Source organism: Salmonella sp. NW1250 (assembly GCF_051812965.1).
Classification (GTDB): domain Bacteria; phylum Pseudomonadota; class Gammaproteobacteria; order Enterobacterales; family Enterobacteriaceae; genus Salmonella; species Salmonella enterica.
On the sequence record NZ_JAMNDD010000008.1, the window covers coordinates 128,666 to 144,377 of the forward strand.

Consider the following 15,712-nt stretch of genomic DNA (forward strand, 5'->3'; position numbering starts at 1 on the left):
TCAATTATGAGTGGTCGTTAAACGCATCCCGAAACCACTCAATCTCATTTCCGGTGAAGGCTAACACATCGAACCGACAATCCACAGTATCAAAACTCCCATTCTGGCGGGCGAGCCACAAGCGGGCAGTATGTAATAATTTGTGTTGCTTGCTGCGGGTCACACTAGCCGCCGCGCCGCCATAAAGCCCGGAGCGCCGATAGCGGACCTCAACAAAAACCGTCGTTTTTCCGTCGCGCATGATCAGATCGATTTCGCCGCCGCGCTCGCGCACGTTGGCGGCGATAAACCGCAGTCCTTTGCTTTCCAGCCAGCGACGCGCGGCAGCTTCCCACGCGTCGCCAGCCTGTTTACGCGTTAGCTGGCGGGAACAATCTCCCCTTGCTGGTATTTGAGCCATGATAACTTCCTGTTAATCACACAATCCGGGCTGGCGGTTAATGCGCCGGTATTACCATTGATCTCAAACCCCTGCACCTGACGCATCTGCGAAAAGTGGTTCGCCAGCGTCCAGGCATCCACGCCCATGGCGTACATCCGCGCCAGAGAATAGTCGTTATGTACAGCGCTCAGCGCCTGCTGCATCAACGGCATATTGCCGCCTGCCAGCATAGGAATTTCACTGTATTGTAAACCCTCCATTTCCAGACGGAAGTCGGGGCCGGAGGTGCCTTGCGCGCTGCGGGAGCTGGCATACAGCGTCGCGCCGCTCTGGGTGCCGTTACGCATGGCGATCATCGGTTTGATAAAGCCAATCTCTTCCGGCGTAGCCAGAATATAGACCGCGTCTACGCGTCCGCCGCCGGTGATTTGCGCGTCGGTCGGCGGCGCAGGGATGGTCAGACCGCCAATGGTGACGCCAGGCTGCGCAGGCACGCTGGCGGCGACCGGACTGCCCGTCAACGCGATACCCGCGCCGCCGTTCACGCCCATTTTCAGCTCGGCTACGGAGCCGAATTTTTGCTGTAACACGATGCCGCCGCCCAGTTTTTGCCACTCCTGGGTGAAGGCGTTCGCCACGCGATCGCCAAGCGTGCTGCGTGGGATCAACAGCAGCGGCGACTGCTTGCCCTGGTTATAAATATGATGCGCCGCGTCACGGGCTTCATCTTCCGGAGAGAGCGCGAAATAGCAGATATTAGGGAAGCTACGTACCGTTTCCGGCTGGTTGAGCGCCAGCACGTTGAGCGGCGTGTTGCTTTTCATCAGCGCTTCCACATTGTTTTTCAACAGCGGCCCGACCACGATACTGGCGCCGTCTTGCTGAACCTGAGCAAGCACCTGATCCAACGGCTGGGAAGAGGTATCGTAGATTTTTAATTCAGCGGAGGGATCCGCCGGCGCGCTTGCTGTAGCAGGGGGAGTTTGTGGCGCGCTGACTGGCGTAGCGGACTGGGATGGAGCGTCATCAGTCAGATCGCTCACCGAGGCCTGCGACGGACTGGCGACGCCGTTGGTCATTTGTGGCTGCGTCTCCTCCACGCCAGGTTCTACCGGCGCGTCAGGCGCGGCGGCAGGCTGCATCTCTACCGCCTGGGTGCCGAGGTTTTTCGCGGCTTCGAAACCTTGCTGGATGGTACGGCCAAACACGGCAGCCTGACCGTTCAGCGGCAGCAGCAGAGCGATTTTGCTGGTGGAAGCTGGTTTAAAACGTTGTACATTGACGAGCTGCGTCGGCAGCATTTTCGCCCCCGGATTTTGCGGGTAGCGTTTTTGCCAGTCGGCGATCCCGGCTTTCAGCATGTCTGGATCGTTGCGGTTGTCAAACCAGACGCGTTGCAGATCCAGCCAGCCCTGAAGCACATTTTCATCGGCGTTGATAACCAGCGTCCTGGCCTGATCCGGCGTCATGGCGGAGAGCGCCTGCCAGGTGGCGTCGATATTTTTTTGTTTATCTTTCGCCGCCAGTAGCGGTTCCTGGGCGATTAACGCCCGCAATAGGGTAAGCGACGGGCGTCCCTGGCTGGCAACGATCTGCGCCTGCCAGTAACGCGCTTGCTGATGTGGCGCAAAGTCGGCGGGTTTTAGTTTATCCAGCAAGGCCTGCGCGCCTGCGACATCTTTTTGCGCCAGTTTGATTTCTACCGCTAATAAAGACTGTTCGCGACGCTGGGTATCGTTCAGATTTTGCGGGAGTTGGTTGAACAGGTCGACGGCCTGCTGGCTTTTTCCTTCTTTCAGCAGTGCATGAATGGCGAGTAATTGCCAGTTGGTCTTGCTATCATCTGCGCTTTGCTGCATCTGATGCAGGTAAAAGGCGGAGTCAGCTTGCGCTGAACCCTGCATATAGGCTGCGCTTTGATCTGGCGCCTGGGTGCCGCACCCGGCGAAAAGTAGCGCAGCCAGGACGACAGGCAGCGCGCGTGCGGCGTTCAAACGAGAAAATGTTGAGGGTACCATACTGTATCCAGTGATATTTTTTTACGCAATGCTCAATATTAAATCGGCAATACGGACGACACAATGAAACAAAACGAATCGGCGGATAATTCTCAGGGCCAACTCTTTATTGTACCTACTCCTATCGGTAATCTGGCGGATATCACCCAGCGTGCGTTGGAGGTGTTACAGGCTGTAGATCTGATTGCCGCCGAGGATACTCGTCACACCGGTTTATTGCTGCAACATTTTGGGATTAATGCCCGGTTGTTCGCGCTACACGATCATAACGAACAACAAAAAGCGGAAACGCTGGTCGCGAAGCTAAAAGAAGGGCAGAACATTGCGCTGGTTTCCGACGCCGGTACGCCGCTGATTAACGATCCTGGCTACCACCTGGTGCGTACCTGCCGTGAAGCGGGGATTCGCGTGGTGCCGCTACCGGGGCCATGTGCGGCGATTACCGCCCTGAGCGCCGCTGGCCTGCCATCTGACCGTTTCTGCTATGAAGGCTTTTTACCGGCGAAATCCAAAGGCCGCCGTGATGCGCTAAAAGCCATTGAAACGGAACCGCGAACGCTGATTTTTTATGAGTCAACCCACCGCCTGTTAGATAGCCTGGAAGATATCGTCGCGGTATTGGGAGAATCCCGTTATGTGGTGTTGGCGCGGGAGCTGACCAAAACCTGGGAAACCATTCACGGCGCGCCGGTCGGCGAGCTGCTGGCGTGGGTGAAAGAGGATGAAAACCGTCGCAAAGGCGAAATGGTGCTGATTGTCGAAGGCCATAAAGCGCAAGAAGACGACCTGCCCGCCGACGCGCTGCGCACGCTGGCGCTGCTACAGGCCGAATTGCCGCTGAAAAAAGCGGCGGCGCTGGCAGCAGAAATTCACGGCGTGAAGAAAAATGCGCTGTATAAGTACGCGCTGGAGCAGCAGGAAGAATAAAAGCGAGCGCCCGGGAACCGCCTTTTATCGCCATCGCGTTAATACTCAATCAGGTGATTGATGTGGGTAAAGTGATGGGGGCATTGGGCGGTGATAGCGGACCGGACCTTTCCTTCGGGCTTACTCTCGCGATCAGCAACGCATAACCGACTCCTTTTTAGACGATCATTAATTCCACGCCTGTTTTCGCTAATGCCGCTTTATCCTGTTTGCTGATGGTGTCATCGGTTATCACACAGTCGATCTTGTCCATCGGCAATACCTGGTTAAAGCCGCGACGGTTAAATTTGGTCGCGTCCAGTACCGCGATAACTTTGTGTGCCGCCGCCGCCATGACGCCGCTAATGGAATAACCTTCGTTAAACGTGGTAATACCGTTTGTCGCATCAATGCCATCCGCCCCGACAAACATGACATCGGCGCTGATGCCGTGTAGCGATCGTTCCGCAATCGTGCCGTGCATTGAGTGGGTTTTATGCCGTACCGTACCGCCGCAGACCACCAGCGTGAGATCTTTATTTTCTGATAGCGTAAAAGCGGCAGGCAAGCTGTTAGTGATCACCGTAATATTGCTTTTTCGCGCGAGCGCTTCCGCAATCAGTAATGTTGTGCTCCCGCTATCCAGAATGATGGTCATTCCTTCTTCAACCATTGCCGCAGCTGCCTGGGCAATCCGCTTTTTCGGATCGCTGGCGAGTTGATACCGATCTTCCAGAATGACTTCCTGATTGTCGCCTTCCGCCAGATGACTTCCCGGTTTTGCCGCGCCGCCATGAAAACGGGTGACAAGGCCTTTCTCTTCCAGCAGACGCAGGTCAGCACGGATAGTCACTTCAGAAATACCAAAGGTATTTGAAAGGTCCATCACCAGCACGCTGCCTTGCGTATTAATCAGGTCGACAATTTTATTTCTTCGCTCAAATGAGTTCATATTGATTTGCCTGATAATTAACTGTAACTAGTTTAAACGAAGGATTGCGAAAGGTGAACGCTAAATTTCGAAAGGAAATGTGAGCCAGCGCAGGTTGCTGGCTCGTACCATCAGGAAAGTTGAAGTAAGATTTTGCCCTGCATGGGCGCGCCATTAAGCGCTTTGACTGCTTCTGCAAAGCTTTCCGCATCGCCGCGATGGGCAATGAGAGGGGCCAGTTGAAGACGTTTTTCAGCCAACAGGCGCGCTGCGGTTTCCCATTCCTCTCCTGGCCATGGCGCGGAGTAGTTCATCCAACTGCCGAGGAGCGTGAGCTCTTTACGCAAAATTAACCCGAATGTACGCGTTGTCAGGGTGAGATCGTGATGTAACGTCCCCACCAGCGCCAGTTGCGCGCGCGGCCCGGCGATATCGATAGCCAGCGAGACGGTCTGGGGAGTTCCTGCCGTTTCGAGAACCAGTTGATCAAACTGAATGTCGGACAACGCGGTCTGGATGTCGTCGGCGGTCATTTCCCGGCTATTACAGGTATGCGTTGCGCCGAGCGCTTTCGCCAGTTCCAGTTTCTGCGGATTGATATCAATCGCCGTTACGCTTCGCGCGCCCAGTTCCCGCGCGCACTGTAAGGCCAGCAGGCCAATTGTCCCGGCACCAACGATAATTACGTTTTTCCCCTCGCAGCCCTGCGCCAGATGAAAGGCGTGTAAGCCCACGGTAATCGGTTCGATAAACGCGCCATCTTCAATCGGCATATCAGACGGCAAGCGGAAAAGATTGGCCCGTTTGACCACCACATATTCCGCATTACCGCCTTCGCTGCGCGATCCTACAAACTGATACTGTTTGCATAAAGAAAAGTAACCGCGTTCGCATTGCGGACAGTGAAAGCAGGGAAGAAGCGGGACACAAGCGACGGCATCGCCGGGCTGCATATCCGTTACGCCTGTGCCGTAGGATTCAACGTAGCCGCTGAATTCATGGCCTAACGTAATAGGATAATAATGGGCGCCCTGCGCGAAAATACGCGGGATATCCGACCCGCAAAGCCCTGAGCTAACGACTTTGACCAACACATCGTCCTCGGCTTGCAGTTGTGGTAAGGGACGTTCTTCAACGCGCACGTCTCCCTCAGCGTGAATAACCACTGATTTCATAACATTCTCCAGGAAGGTGAGGGGAGCGATTGCTCCCCTAAAATTAAGAGGCGATTTGACTTTGCTGTAGCGCCGTGGCTTTCTCAGCCGCGACAAACTGTCGGGCGCGACGCCAGGTCAGCAGTACGCCGGCCAGATAGATAATGGCAATGACGGCGAAGCCGACGATATTCTGCCAGGTAAAAAGTTGAATCAGCAGCCAGGTGATGGGGGAACCGCCCTGATCCAGCGAGGCGACTTGTCCGCCTGCTTTTAGCGCTCCGGCATTGGCAGCCAGTTGGGTATGCAGGCCAATCGTCTGCGTGGCTATCCACAGGGTGATACCCATAATAATGACACCTGAAATCAGCGTGCGGAACAGGTTGCCCTGGTGTACCGCGACCGCCATCGCAATAAAGAAACCGATGGTGGCGAGGTCGCCGAACGGCAGCACCTGGTTCCCCGGTACTAAGACGGCAATCAGGATGGTCAGCGGAATGAATATCAGGCTCGCGGAGACAACAGAGGTATGACCGAGCAGTAGCGCTGGATCAAGGCCTATCAGGAACTCCTGCCCGCCAAATTTGGCCTGTAGACGTTTACGCGCATGTTTGGCGATAGGCGTTAGGCCATCCATAATAGGTTTAATGACGCGTGGCATAAGCAGCATCACCGCTGCGGTTTTGACCGCCAGTTGCAGAACGGCTTTGGCGTCGTAGCCTGCCAGTACACCAATCACCAGCCCCATCACGAAGCCGACAGTCACCGGCTCGCCAAACGGTCCGAAGCGTTTCTGGACATCGTCTGCGCTAAAGTGAATACGATTGAGACCCGGAATTTTTTCGATAATGGTATCAACGAGCACCGCCACGGGGCCCAGGTACGCGGATGAGCCGTGTGGGATAGCAATCCCCTCGAGGCCAAAATAGTCGCGGGTATCTTTGGCAAACCAGTCCCCCAGTTTGTAGACAAAGGCGGCATGAACCACAACGCCCAGAATCCCCAGCCAGTATGAACCGGTCGCCAGATGCAGCATGGCGACCGTGAAGGTCATGTGCCAGATATTCCAGATATCGACATTCACCACGCGGGTCATGCGGGTCACCAGCATCAGGACGTTAACCCCAATGGCGACAGGGATCGCGACCAGCGCGATTTGTGACGCCCAGGTCATGGGCGATGAACCTGGCCAGCCGACGTCAATAACGTGGAGATTGATTTGGAAATGTTCCGCCATGGCTTTCGCCGCGGGGCCGATAGAATCCAGCATCAGGCCGATGACCAGACCAATACCCACGAAGCCGATACCAATATGCAAACCCGATTTAAAACAATCCCCAAGCTTCATTCCCAGCAGTTTAGAGAACACGATGATCACCAGAGGCAACATCACCGTTGGGCCTAAGTCGAGGATATAACGCATTATTTCGCTAAACATACGTTACCCCATGAGAATGGACAGAATTTTTTGCTGTAATGCTTCAATACCCACGCCGGAAACAAAAGGCATACCGTGAACGACGGGAATATCGCCGAAGGCGCGATCGACCCTGGCAGTGGTACAGATAAGATCGGCGCCGTCCATATAGGTTTCGATTTCGGTGACCCGGCATTGCACTAAGTCGAGCTCAATATGGTTGGCATCACATAGCTCTTTAATTTCTTCCGCAGCCATCGTTGAGGTTGCAACCGCACCGCCACAGGCCACAATTACTTTACGTTTCATAGGGTATTCCTCATTATTATCAATTTATTATCAAACCTGGACGCACTGCTCAGGCTCAAGGATGGTTTCCTGAAAGCGTATCGCCAGTTCGGCATCTGGCGCGCTTAACAGGGCATCGAGGGTGCTTGGGTTCTGTAGCTCACTAAACAGGCGGCGCAGAAGTTTTAGCTGTGCCGCCGGGTTTTCAACGATTAAGGCGATGATTAACGAAACGGCAATCTCTTCGTCATCATCCGCCTGTTGAAACATGACCGGCTTATCTGGACGAATCAGATAGATAGCGGGTGATTTCGCATGAACCGCCTCGCAATGAGGGATAGCGACGGCGTGACGCTCCAGCGCAATGCCGGTAGGAAAAGACGCTTCACGTTCCACCAGCGCCTGCGGATAACTATCATGTACCACGCCTTTCGCCAGCATCTCTTTGCCAATGTGCGCCAGCGCCTGTTGGCTCGAGTCGAATGTGATTCCGGTTCGGACAAATAGTTGGCTCATAAATTCTCCATTATTCAGGCGACATCCGGCGTGCAACCGAAGCGATAAGCGCGCAGAACATCCTGAATTTTGTCAATAATCAGGTTATGCGGCGTGGGGGTGAGCACGCCCTCAGACAGGCGTTCAAACTGTACGGGCATAAACTGGCTAATTAATCCCAGCGGCAATGTGACGTTGTTCAGATTGGCGATTAACTTCTCTACGCTTTGACGAATACGCGGGTGCGGCCAGTAATAGCGAATACGGTCAGACAAACTAAAGTGAATGTCGACCATCGCCTGGCTCCAGGTTGGACGGTAGTATTTTTTCCAGTAGCCTGGTTCGTTTAGCATAACTTCATCAATGACCTCCAGTACCCGACTACGTTGTTCCGGGGAGATCAGTTCGTTTTCCATTTGCGCAAGTGCGAAAATGGCTTCGCGCAGCGCGAAAGTGAGCGCCGGGCCGACCTTCAGAATGGCGTAATGATCGCGTACCAGCGCACGGTAGGCCTGTCGCGTCTGATAATCAGTCGAATGCGCTTCATAGACCATCGGCGTTTCTTTTATCCAGTCGGAAAGCGCTTTAGCGGCCTGCGGTTGATAGTGGATAATCTGTGTATGGTCGAATTCTACGCCCGGCTGTACGACAATCGCGATAACCCGGTTTAATGCCTCATCCAGCCCCAGGGCGCGAAAAGCAGCCTGATGCGTTTGCAGCGTGCGGGCCGCATCCTGTTCGCGGGTAACATGCACGGCGTTAATGGCGCTGGCTTCCCCGCCCGGAACTGGAACTTCAGTGCCGATAACATAGGTTAAATGGCGTTTTTGTTCGTTGGTCGCCGTCGTTTCCGCTGCCTGGCAAAGCAGGGCGGCGCGTTTAGCGACAACCATTGGGTCCAGCGGCGTCGGGTCGTCAGCGCAGGACATAGAGGCATCAAGATGGATTTTGCTAAACCCGGCAGCGACGTAAGCCTTAATGAGTTCGACGGATTTTTCCATCGCCGTATCTGCAGGTTCGTTTTGCCAGCAGTTAGGTCCCAGGTGATCGCCGCCTAAAATAAGCCGTTCTCGTGGAAAACCCACTTCCTGGGCGATGCCATAGACAAAATCACGAAAGTCAGCCGGTTTCATGCCGGTATAACCGCCAAACTGATTAACCTGGTTAGAGGTCGCTTCGATCAGAACTTTGTTCCCGCTATTCAGATCAAAACGTAATGCGGATTCAATCACCAGCGGGTGTGCTGAACATACGGAACAGATCCCTATCTGTTCCCCTGCTTTGTGACGAGAAATTATTTCTTTCACTTCTGGCTCCGATATCTTTTGTTTATCTTCATAATATTTTTGGTTTGAAGGCAAAGGATAATAATGGCTTTCGTGATCCAGCTATGAAAACGCCCTTTGCCGTGCTAAAGCCGGGGGCTTTAGAGCTTCCCTTCACAACCGCAGTCGGCAATCACTTTACGTACAACCTCTTTCATGGCCGCTTTCGCCGGGATCATGTAATGGCGGGGATCGCTGGCCTCTGCGTGTTGCGTTAAATAGTTTTTAAGCGCGCCGGAAAAGGCGATTTTAAGCTCGGTGGCGACGTTAACTTTGCAGATGCCCAGCGAAATAGCGCGGGTAATATCGCGGGTCGGCAGGCCAGAGGCGCCGTGAAGGACTAAGGGGACATCAACCCGCTGACGAATTTCCGTCAGTCGTTCAAAATCAAGTTTTGGTTCAGCGGTGTAGAGGCCGTGAGCGGTGCCGATAGCAATGGCTAACGAGTCGATACCCGTTTTTTCTACAAATTCCCGGGCCTGTTCCGGATGGGTATAAAGCGCATCTTTACCGTCAACGATAAGATCGTCTTCCTGCCCGCCGAGACGCCCAAGTTCAGCTTCAACGCTGACATCGTAGCGATGACAGTAATCAACCACACTTTTCACCAGCGCAATATTGTCGGCAAAGGGGAAATGCGACCCGTCGATCATGACCGAGCGTACCCCGGCGGCGACTTTCATTTTGATGTCGGCCAGTTTTTCATGATGATCGAGATGTACCGCGAGAGGATGGTTCCAGCTTTTCGCCAGTTCTGCGGCGATAGCCACGATATTACCGACGCCTGCGTAGCTAAAGGTGCCTGGCGTACCGGCGACAATCAGCGGAGAGCGCAATTCTGCGGCGGTTTCCACCACCACTTGCAATGTCTCCAGGTTGTGGATGTTAAACGCCGGCACAGCATAACCTTCCTGCTGCGCCTTCTTTAGCATTGTTCTGCCTGAAATGATAAACATCCTTCCTCCGAAATCTTTCGTTTGTTTTCTTTGAAAGAATTTATAGGCTTTCGGAATGTTTTTTTGTGATTTTGATCTGATAAATGAAAGTTTCGAAATAAAATGGAAGTTATCGAAAGTAAGGCGTAAAAAAAGCATGTCGGGCAGACATACTTCAGGCTACAGACTAAGGGCGAAAAAATACCGGGTAGCGCTGGCGCTTACCCGGTCTACAGATTATGCGGTTATACCCTGGTCGGAGAAGGGTACTGACTGGATCAGGTCACTGGCGCCGGGTTAAATATCGCCAGTTGGTTATGTAGGCCCCACTGGTCCGAGAAAGTCTTTTTCCGGCCGCTGGCGACATCGAGAATAAAGTGAAACAGCTTCCAGCCCACATCTTCGATTGTCTCTTCACCCGTGGCGATGGTGCCTGCATTGATATCCATTAAGTCATACCAGCGGTTCGCCAGCTCGGTACGCGTCGCCATTTTAATTACCGGCACCGCCATCAGCCCGTACGGCGTGCCGCGTCCGGTGGTAAAGACCTGTACGGTAATGCCGGAAGCGACCTGCTGCGTGCCGCAGACGAAATCGCTGGCGGGCGTCGCGGCGTAAATCAGGCCGCGTTTGGTGGGGCGCTGGCCCGGCGACAATACTTCGACAATGGCGCTCTTACCCGATTTAGCGATAGAGCCCAACGCTTTTTCCACGACGTTCGCCAGACCGCCTTTTTTGTTGCCAGGGGACGGGTTAGCGCTGCGATCGGTTTTCCCCATATCAAGATAGTTATCGTACCAGGCCATTTCATCCAGCAGGCGTTTACCCACGGCTTCGTTGATGGCGCGCGGCGTCAGAAGATGAATGGCATCGCGCACTTCGGTGACCTCCGAGAACATGACGGTCGCGCCGCAGCGTACCAACAGATCGGAAGCATAACCCACCGCCGGGTTTGCCGTGACGCCGGAAAACGCATCGCTGCCGCCACACTGCATCCCGACGACCAGCTCGGAGGCCGGGCAGGTTTCGCGCTGGCGCTGGTTCAGTTTCGTCAGATGGCGTTCGGCGACCCGCAAAATATCGTCGACCATTGATTTAAAGCCGACATGCTGCTCGTCCTGTAAACGCACAATACTGGCGCTTTCAACGGCGATAGCGGGGACATCCTCGGTGCCTTCCAGCAGTCGTTCCGGCTGCAATTTTTCGCAACCGAGGCCAATCACCATCACTTCGCCGCCAAAATTGGGGTTGAGCGCGATATTATGAATCGTGCGAATCGGCACGACCGCCGCCGGCGCGTTGATTGCCACGCCGCAGCCGTACAGATGGTTTAGCCCTACAACGCCATCGACATTCGGGTATTTGGGCAGGAGATCGCGCTCAATCACTTTCACCACATAATCGACCACGCCCGCCACACAGTGCACGCTGGTGGTAATGCCAAGCAGATTTTTGGTGCCGACGCTGCCATCGGCGTTACGATAGCCCTCAAACGTATAGCCTTCCAGCGGCGGCAGCGGTTCCGGTACTTTGGTCGCCAGCGGTAGCGTATTCAGCGGCGGCGCTTTTGGCAGTTCAACCAGCGACTCGTCGATCCAGCTTCCGCGCGGGATGTCGCGTACCGCATAACCGATGACTTCGCCATAACGGATGATTTCGCCGTGAGCGGGGATATCCGTCAGAGCAACTTTATGGCCTTGCGGAATATGTTCAGTCAGTTCCAGGCCATCCGGAAAACGTGTTCCGGCTTTAAGACCGTGGTCATTAACAATAATTGCGACATTATCGGTTTCATGTACTTTTATATAAAACGCCGATGGCGATTCCTGGCGAATTTCGATATTGGCCATTGTTCAACATTCTCCAGCCTGGATGATAGAAATAGGATTATCTATTTTGGTTATGGTTAAATCGTTAAATCTCAATATAAGAAATAAAGTTCATGCATAATGAAATAAGAATGACAGGAGTATAAATATAAGAATGTGATCCAGATCACCGCAAATTATGAAATTTTTTATGTAGGCCGGGTAAAGCGTAAATGTGTGCATTAGCGCCCAGTATCATGGGCGTATGCTCAAAAATAAGCGTTAAATAATCCCTTTTTAATGAGCGTTTGCACAATGATTATCCGCCATAGGCTGTTTATACTGAATGGCGAATTCAGTGTATCTGACGAGTTATTTGAAAATACCATGATAATAATAAAAGACGATAAAGATATCAGAACGGTATATTGTGCTACAGGATGTGTACCACATTAGAAATAGAATGCGGAGACCCATTCTGATTTCAGATAAGCATTTTATTGTCGTTGCTATAAGTTATGGTGGCGGCATCACATGTAGAGAATTAAAGAAATAAGCGAAGGTATAAGCGATGAATAACGCTATTTTCCCGAATAAGTTTAAAGCGGCGCTGGCGGCGCAACAGGTGCAGATTGGCTGCTGGTCTGCACTGGCAAGCCCAATCACCACCGAAGTTCTCGGTCTGGCGGGATTTGACTGGCTGGTGCTGGATGGCGAACATGCGCCGAACGATGTGACCACCTTAATTCCGCAGCTAATGGCATTGAAAGGCAGCGCCAGCGCGCCTGTGGTACGTGTGCCAACCAATGAACCGGTCATTATCAAACGGATGCTGGATATTGGGTTTTATAACTTCCTGATCCCCTTTGTTGAAACGCAAGAGGAAGCGGCTCGCGCCGTCGCCTCGACGCGTTACCCGCCGGAAGGCATTCGCGGCGTCTCCGTTTCTCACCGCGCGAATATGTTTGGTACGGTGCCTGATTACTTTGCGCAGTCGAACAAAAACATCACCATTATTGTTCAAATCGAAAGCCAGTTGGGTGTCGACAATGTTGATGCCATCGCCGCAACGGAAGGCGTTGATGGCATTTTTGTCGGCCCAAGCGATTTGGCCGCCGCGCTGGGTCATCTCGGCAATGCTTCTCACCCTGACGTGCAGCAGACGATTCAACATATTTTCGCCCGCGCTAAAGCGCACGGTAAACCGTGCGGCATTCTGGCGCCGGTAGAGGCGGATGCCCGCCGTTATCTGGAATGGGGCGCGACCTTTGTCGCCGTTGGCAGCGATTTAGGCGCATTCCGCGCTAGCACGCAGAAGCTTGCCGACACCTTTAAAAAATAATCCTGGTATGGAAAGAGAGAACGCTATGACGATGAAAGTTGGCTTTATTGGCTTAGGCATCATGGGTAAGCCCATGAGCAAAAACTTACTGAAAGCAGGGTATTCGCTGGTGGTGTCCGATCGTAATCCTGAAGCGATTGCCGACGTCATTGCCGCAGGCGCGGAAACGGCCTCTACGGCGAAGGCGATCGCTGAACAGTGTGACGTCATCATCACGATGCTGCCTAACTCTCCGCATGTGAAAGAGGTTGCGCTGGGCGAGAACGGTATCATCGAAGGCGCGAAGCCAGGAACCGTATTGATTGATATGAGTTCTATCGCGCCGCTGGCAAGCCGTGAAATCAGCGATGCGCTGAAGGCGAAGGGCGTTGAGATGTTGGATGCGCCGGTCAGCGGCGGCGAGCCGAAGGCGATTGATGGCACGCTGTCGGTGATGGTGGGGGGCGATAAAGCCATTTTCGACAAGTACTACGACCTGATGAAAGCGATGGCGGGTTCCGTGGTGCATACCGGCGATATCGGCGCAGGCAACGTCACAAAACTGGCTAACCAGGTGATCGTGGCGTTGAATATCGCCGCCATGTCTGAAGCGCTGACGCTGGCGACTAAAGCGGGCGTCAACCCGGATCTGGTCTATCAGGCGATTCGCGGCGGTCTGGCTGGCAGCACGGTACTGGATGCGAAAGCGCCGATGGTCATGGACCGAAACTTTAAGCCAGGTTTCCGTATCGATCTGCACATTAAAGATCTGGCGAATGCGCTGGATACCTCCCACGGCGTTGGCGCGCAGCTCCCGCTGACCGCCGCCGTTATGGAAATGATGCAGGCGTTACGCGCGGATGGACACGGTAATGACGACCATAGCGCGCTGGCGTGCTACTACGAAAAACTGGCGAAAGTGGAAGTCACTCGCTAACGACGTTGTGCCCGGATGGCGTGTAGCGATCCGGGCCTGAATTTCAGGCTGGATAAGTGAAACGCCATCCGGCGTTGTGCAGTAACAGGCTACCACTATGAAAATCGTAATTGCCCCCGACTCCTATAAAGAAAGCCTTTCTGCCGCCGAGGTAGCGCAGGCGATAGAAAAAGGATTTCGGGAAATTTTCCCCGATGCGCAATATGTCTCTGTTCCGGTTGCCGATGGCGGCGAAGGAACGGTCGAAGCCATGATTGCCGCGACGCAGGGCGTTGAACGCACCGCATGGGTGACCGGGCCGTTGGGTGAAAAAGTGAAAGCCTGCTGGGGAATGTCCGGGGATGGTAAAACCGCGTTTATTGAAATGGCGGCGGCCAGCGGACTGGCGCTGGTTCCACCAGAAAAACGCAACCCTTTGATTACTACCTCGCGGGGAACGGGGGAGCTGATATTGCAGGCGCTGGAAAGCGGCGCAAGCAATATCATTATCGGCATTGGCGGCAGCGCGACAAATGACGGCGGCGCGGGGATGATGCAGGCGCTGGGCGCAAAACTGCGCGATGCAAACGGCGCGGATATCGGTTACGGTGGCGGAAGCCTTCATTGTCTAAGCGACATTGATATTTCAGAGCTCGATCCCCGTTTAAAACTCTGCGCGATTCGTGTCGCTTGCGATGTCTCTAATCCTCTGATCGGCGACAACGGCGCATCACGAATTTTTGGGCCGCAGAAAGGCGCGACCGAAGAGAACATTGTTGAGCTGGACAGAAATCTTGCTCACTATGCCGACATCATAAAAAAATCGCTGAATGTCGACGTAAAGGCGGCGCCCGGCGCAGGCGCGGCAGGCGGTATGGGGGCGGCGTTAATGGCTTTTCTCGGTGCGGAATTACGCAGCGGGATCGAAATTGTCACGGCGGCACTGAACCTGGAGGAGCATATCCACGACTGTACGCTGGTGGTGACGGGAGAAGGGCGGATTGATAGCCAAAGTATTCGCGGTAAAGTGCCGATTGGCGTCGCGAATGTGGCGAAAAAATATCATAAGCCAGTGATTGGCATTGCCGGCAGCCTGACGCACGATGTAGGGATAGTGCATCACTATGGCATCGACGCTGTCTTTAGCGTACTCACGCGCATCGTGACGCTGGAGGAGGCTTTTCGGGGCGCTTTTGACAATATTTATCGGGCATCCAGAAATGTTGCTGCCGCTCTGGCGATAGGAATGCGCAGCGCAGGGTGACAAAGTCGCGCGAACCCTCTATACTGCGCGCCGAAGCTGACCAGACAGTCGCCGCTTCGTCGTCGTCCTTTCGGGGAGACGGGCGGAGGGGAGGAAAGTCCGGGCTCCATAGGGCAGGGTGCCAGGTAACGCCTGGGGGGGAAACCCACGACCAGTGCAACAGAGAGCAAACCGCCGATGGCCCACGCAAGTGGGATCAGGTAAGGGTGAAAGGGTGCGGTAAGAGCGCACCGCGCGGCTGGTAACAGTCCGTGGCACGGTAAACTCCACCCGGAGCAAGGCCAAATAGGGGTTCATAAGGTACGGCCCGTACTGAACCCGGGTAGGCTGCTTGAGCCAGTGAGCGATTGCTGGCCTAGATGAATGACTGTCCACGACAGAACCCGGCTTATCGGTCAGTTTCACTTCTTCATAAAACCCGTCAGTGTAAGCTGGCGGGTTTTTGCTTTTACAGGGCGGCAGGATGAATGACTGTCCACGACACTATACCCAAAAGAAAGCGGCTTATCGGTCAGTTTCACTTCTTCATAAAACCCGCTTCGGCGGGTTTTT

The 15,712-nt window shown here is 54.0% G+C and carries 14 protein-coding genes and 1 other RNA gene; 5 read left to right on the forward strand and 10 right to left on the reverse strand.

Annotated features, from left to right (window positions below; all coding sequences use genetic code 11):
* Positions 1-4: 4 nt before the first annotated feature.
* A complete protein-coding gene (locus NBA72_RS15335) occupies positions 5-400 on the reverse strand; it encodes a YraN family protein (RefSeq protein ID WP_000057285.1) in 396 nt (131 codons plus the stop codon).
* Positions 358-2,400, reverse strand: coding sequence for a penicillin-binding protein activator (locus tag NBA72_RS15340; RefSeq protein ID WP_042948705.1), 2,043 nt, complete (start codon positions 2,398-2,400; stop codon positions 358-360). Before NBA72_RS15340 ends, NBA72_RS15335 begins: the two co-directional genes overlap by 43 nt.
* Before the next feature lie 63 nt (positions 2,401-2,463).
* Here NBA72_RS15340 and rsmI point away from each other — a divergent pair, with 63 nt between their 5' ends.
* Positions 2,464-3,327, forward strand: a complete 864-nt coding sequence (gene rsmI / locus NBA72_RS15345; RefSeq protein WP_000812295.1) for a 16S rRNA (cytidine(1402)-2'-O)-methyltransferase — start codon at positions 2,464-2,466, stop codon at positions 3,325-3,327.
* Between the two features lie 157 nt (positions 3,328-3,484).
* On the opposite strand, the gene NBA72_RS15350 is transcribed toward rsmI, so the two are convergent.
* The 8 genes from NBA72_RS15350 to garD form a co-directional block, all read right to left on the reverse strand.
* Positions 3,485-4,258: a DeoR/GlpR family DNA-binding transcription regulator gene (locus tag NBA72_RS15350; protein ID WP_001083899.1), complete on the reverse strand. Its 774-nt coding sequence runs from the start codon at positions 4,256-4,258 to the stop codon at positions 3,485-3,487.
* A 110-nt stretch (positions 4,259-4,368) separates the two neighbouring features.
* Complete coding sequence (gene gatD / locus NBA72_RS15355) at positions 4,369-5,412, reverse strand: galactitol-1-phosphate 5-dehydrogenase (protein WP_000844173.1); 1,044 nt, start codon at positions 5,410-5,412, stop codon at positions 4,369-4,371.
* Positions 5,413-5,455: 43 nt separating this feature from the next.
* Complete coding sequence (locus tag NBA72_RS15360) at positions 5,456-6,829, reverse strand: galactitol-specific PTS transporter subunit IIC (RefSeq protein ID WP_042948708.1); 1,374 nt, start codon at positions 6,827-6,829, stop codon at positions 5,456-5,458.
* A 3-nt stretch (positions 6,830-6,832) separates the two neighbouring features.
* Positions 6,833-7,117, reverse strand: coding sequence for a PTS galactitol transporter subunit IIB (gatB, locus tag NBA72_RS15365; RefSeq protein ID WP_000824293.1), 285 nt, complete (start codon positions 7,115-7,117; stop codon positions 6,833-6,835).
* A gap of 30 nt (positions 7,118-7,147) precedes the next feature.
* Positions 7,148-7,612: a PTS galactitol transporter subunit IIA gene (gene gatA / locus NBA72_RS15370; protein WP_000080445.1), complete on the reverse strand. Its 465-nt coding sequence runs from the start codon at positions 7,610-7,612 to the stop codon at positions 7,148-7,150.
* Between the two features lie 14 nt (positions 7,613-7,626).
* The gene (gatZ, locus tag NBA72_RS15375; protein WP_023181568.1) at positions 7,627-8,898 is read right to left on the reverse strand and encodes a tagatose-bisphosphate aldolase subunit GatZ; all 1,272 of its coding nucleotides are present in this window, start codon (positions 8,896-8,898) and stop codon (positions 7,627-7,629) included.
* Between the two features lie 119 nt (positions 8,899-9,017).
* On the reverse strand, positions 9,018-9,872 hold the full coding sequence (locus tag NBA72_RS15380) for a tagatose bisphosphate family class II aldolase (RefSeq protein ID WP_000469979.1): 855 nt from the start codon (positions 9,870-9,872) through the stop codon (positions 9,018-9,020).
* 257 nt (positions 9,873-10,129) lie between these two features.
* Positions 10,130-11,701: a galactarate dehydratase gene (garD, locus tag NBA72_RS15385; protein ID WP_001273722.1), complete on the reverse strand. Its 1,572-nt coding sequence runs from the start codon at positions 11,699-11,701 to the stop codon at positions 10,130-10,132.
* A 529-nt stretch (positions 11,702-12,230) separates the two neighbouring features.
* Between garD and garL the strand changes: the two genes are divergently transcribed.
* From garL to rnpB, 4 genes are all read left to right on the forward strand, one after another.
* A complete protein-coding gene (gene garL / locus NBA72_RS15390) occupies positions 12,231-13,001 on the forward strand; it encodes a 2-dehydro-3-deoxyglucarate aldolase (protein WP_001057715.1) in 771 nt (256 codons plus the stop codon).
* A gap of 25 nt (positions 13,002-13,026) precedes the next feature.
* The gene (gene garR, locus NBA72_RS15395; RefSeq protein WP_000178106.1) at positions 13,027-13,917 is read left to right on the forward strand and encodes a 2-hydroxy-3-oxopropionate reductase; all 891 of its coding nucleotides are present in this window, start codon (positions 13,027-13,029) and stop codon (positions 13,915-13,917) included.
* Positions 13,918-14,014: 97 nt separating this feature from the next.
* On the forward strand, positions 14,015-15,160 hold the full coding sequence (gene garK / locus NBA72_RS15400; protein ID WP_000706464.1) for a glycerate 2-kinase: 1,146 nt from the start codon (positions 14,015-14,017) through the stop codon (positions 15,158-15,160).
* Positions 15,161-15,192: 32 nt separating this feature from the next.
* Positions 15,193-15,567, forward strand: an RNA gene (rnpB, locus tag NBA72_RS15405) — RNase P RNA component class A.
* Positions 15,568-15,712 lie beyond the last annotated feature (145 nt).

What these genes read in the sequence shown, in the direction of transcription:
- gatA (WP_000080445.1), bottom strand. Translation starts at nt 7,612, where the DNA reads ATGAGCCAACTATTTGTCCGAACCGGAATCACATTCGACTCGAGCCAA.
- NBA72_RS15360 (WP_042948708.1), bottom strand. Translation starts at nt 6,829, where the DNA reads ATGTTTAGCGAAATAATGCGTTATATCCTCGACTTAGGCCCAACGGTG.
- NBA72_RS15380 (WP_000469979.1), bottom strand. Translation starts at nt 9,872, where the DNA reads ATGTTTATCATTTCAGGCAGAACAATGCTAAAGAAGGCGCAGCAGGAA.
- gatB (WP_000824293.1), bottom strand. Translation starts at nt 7,117, where the DNA reads ATGAAACGTAAAGTAATTGTGGCCTGTGGCGGTGCGGTTGCAACCTCA.
- NBA72_RS15335 (WP_000057285.1), bottom strand. Translation starts at nt 400, where the DNA reads ATGGCTCAAATACCAGCAAGGGGAGATTGTTCCCGCCAGCTAACGCGT.
- garK (WP_000706464.1), top strand. Translation starts at nt 14,015, where the DNA reads ATGAAAATCGTAATTGCCCCCGACTCCTATAAAGAAAGCCTTTCTGCC.
- rsmI (WP_000812295.1), top strand. Translation starts at nt 2,464, where the DNA reads ATGAAACAAAACGAATCGGCGGATAATTCTCAGGGCCAACTCTTTATT.
- gatD (WP_000844173.1), bottom strand. Translation starts at nt 5,412, where the DNA reads ATGAAATCAGTGGTTATTCACGCTGAGGGAGACGTGCGCGTTGAAGAA.
- garL (WP_001057715.1), top strand. Translation starts at nt 12,231, where the DNA reads ATGAATAACGCTATTTTCCCGAATAAGTTTAAAGCGGCGCTGGCGGCG.
- garD (WP_001273722.1), bottom strand. Translation starts at nt 11,701, where the DNA reads ATGGCCAATATCGAAATTCGCCAGGAATCGCCATCGGCGTTTTATATA.
- NBA72_RS15340 (WP_042948705.1), bottom strand. Translation starts at nt 2,400, where the DNA reads ATGGTACCCTCAACATTTTCTCGTTTGAACGCCGCACGCGCGCTGCCT.
- garR (WP_000178106.1), top strand. Translation starts at nt 13,027, where the DNA reads ATGACGATGAAAGTTGGCTTTATTGGCTTAGGCATCATGGGTAAGCCC.
- NBA72_RS15350 (WP_001083899.1), bottom strand. Translation starts at nt 4,258, where the DNA reads ATGAACTCATTTGAGCGAAGAAATAAAATTGTCGACCTGATTAATACG.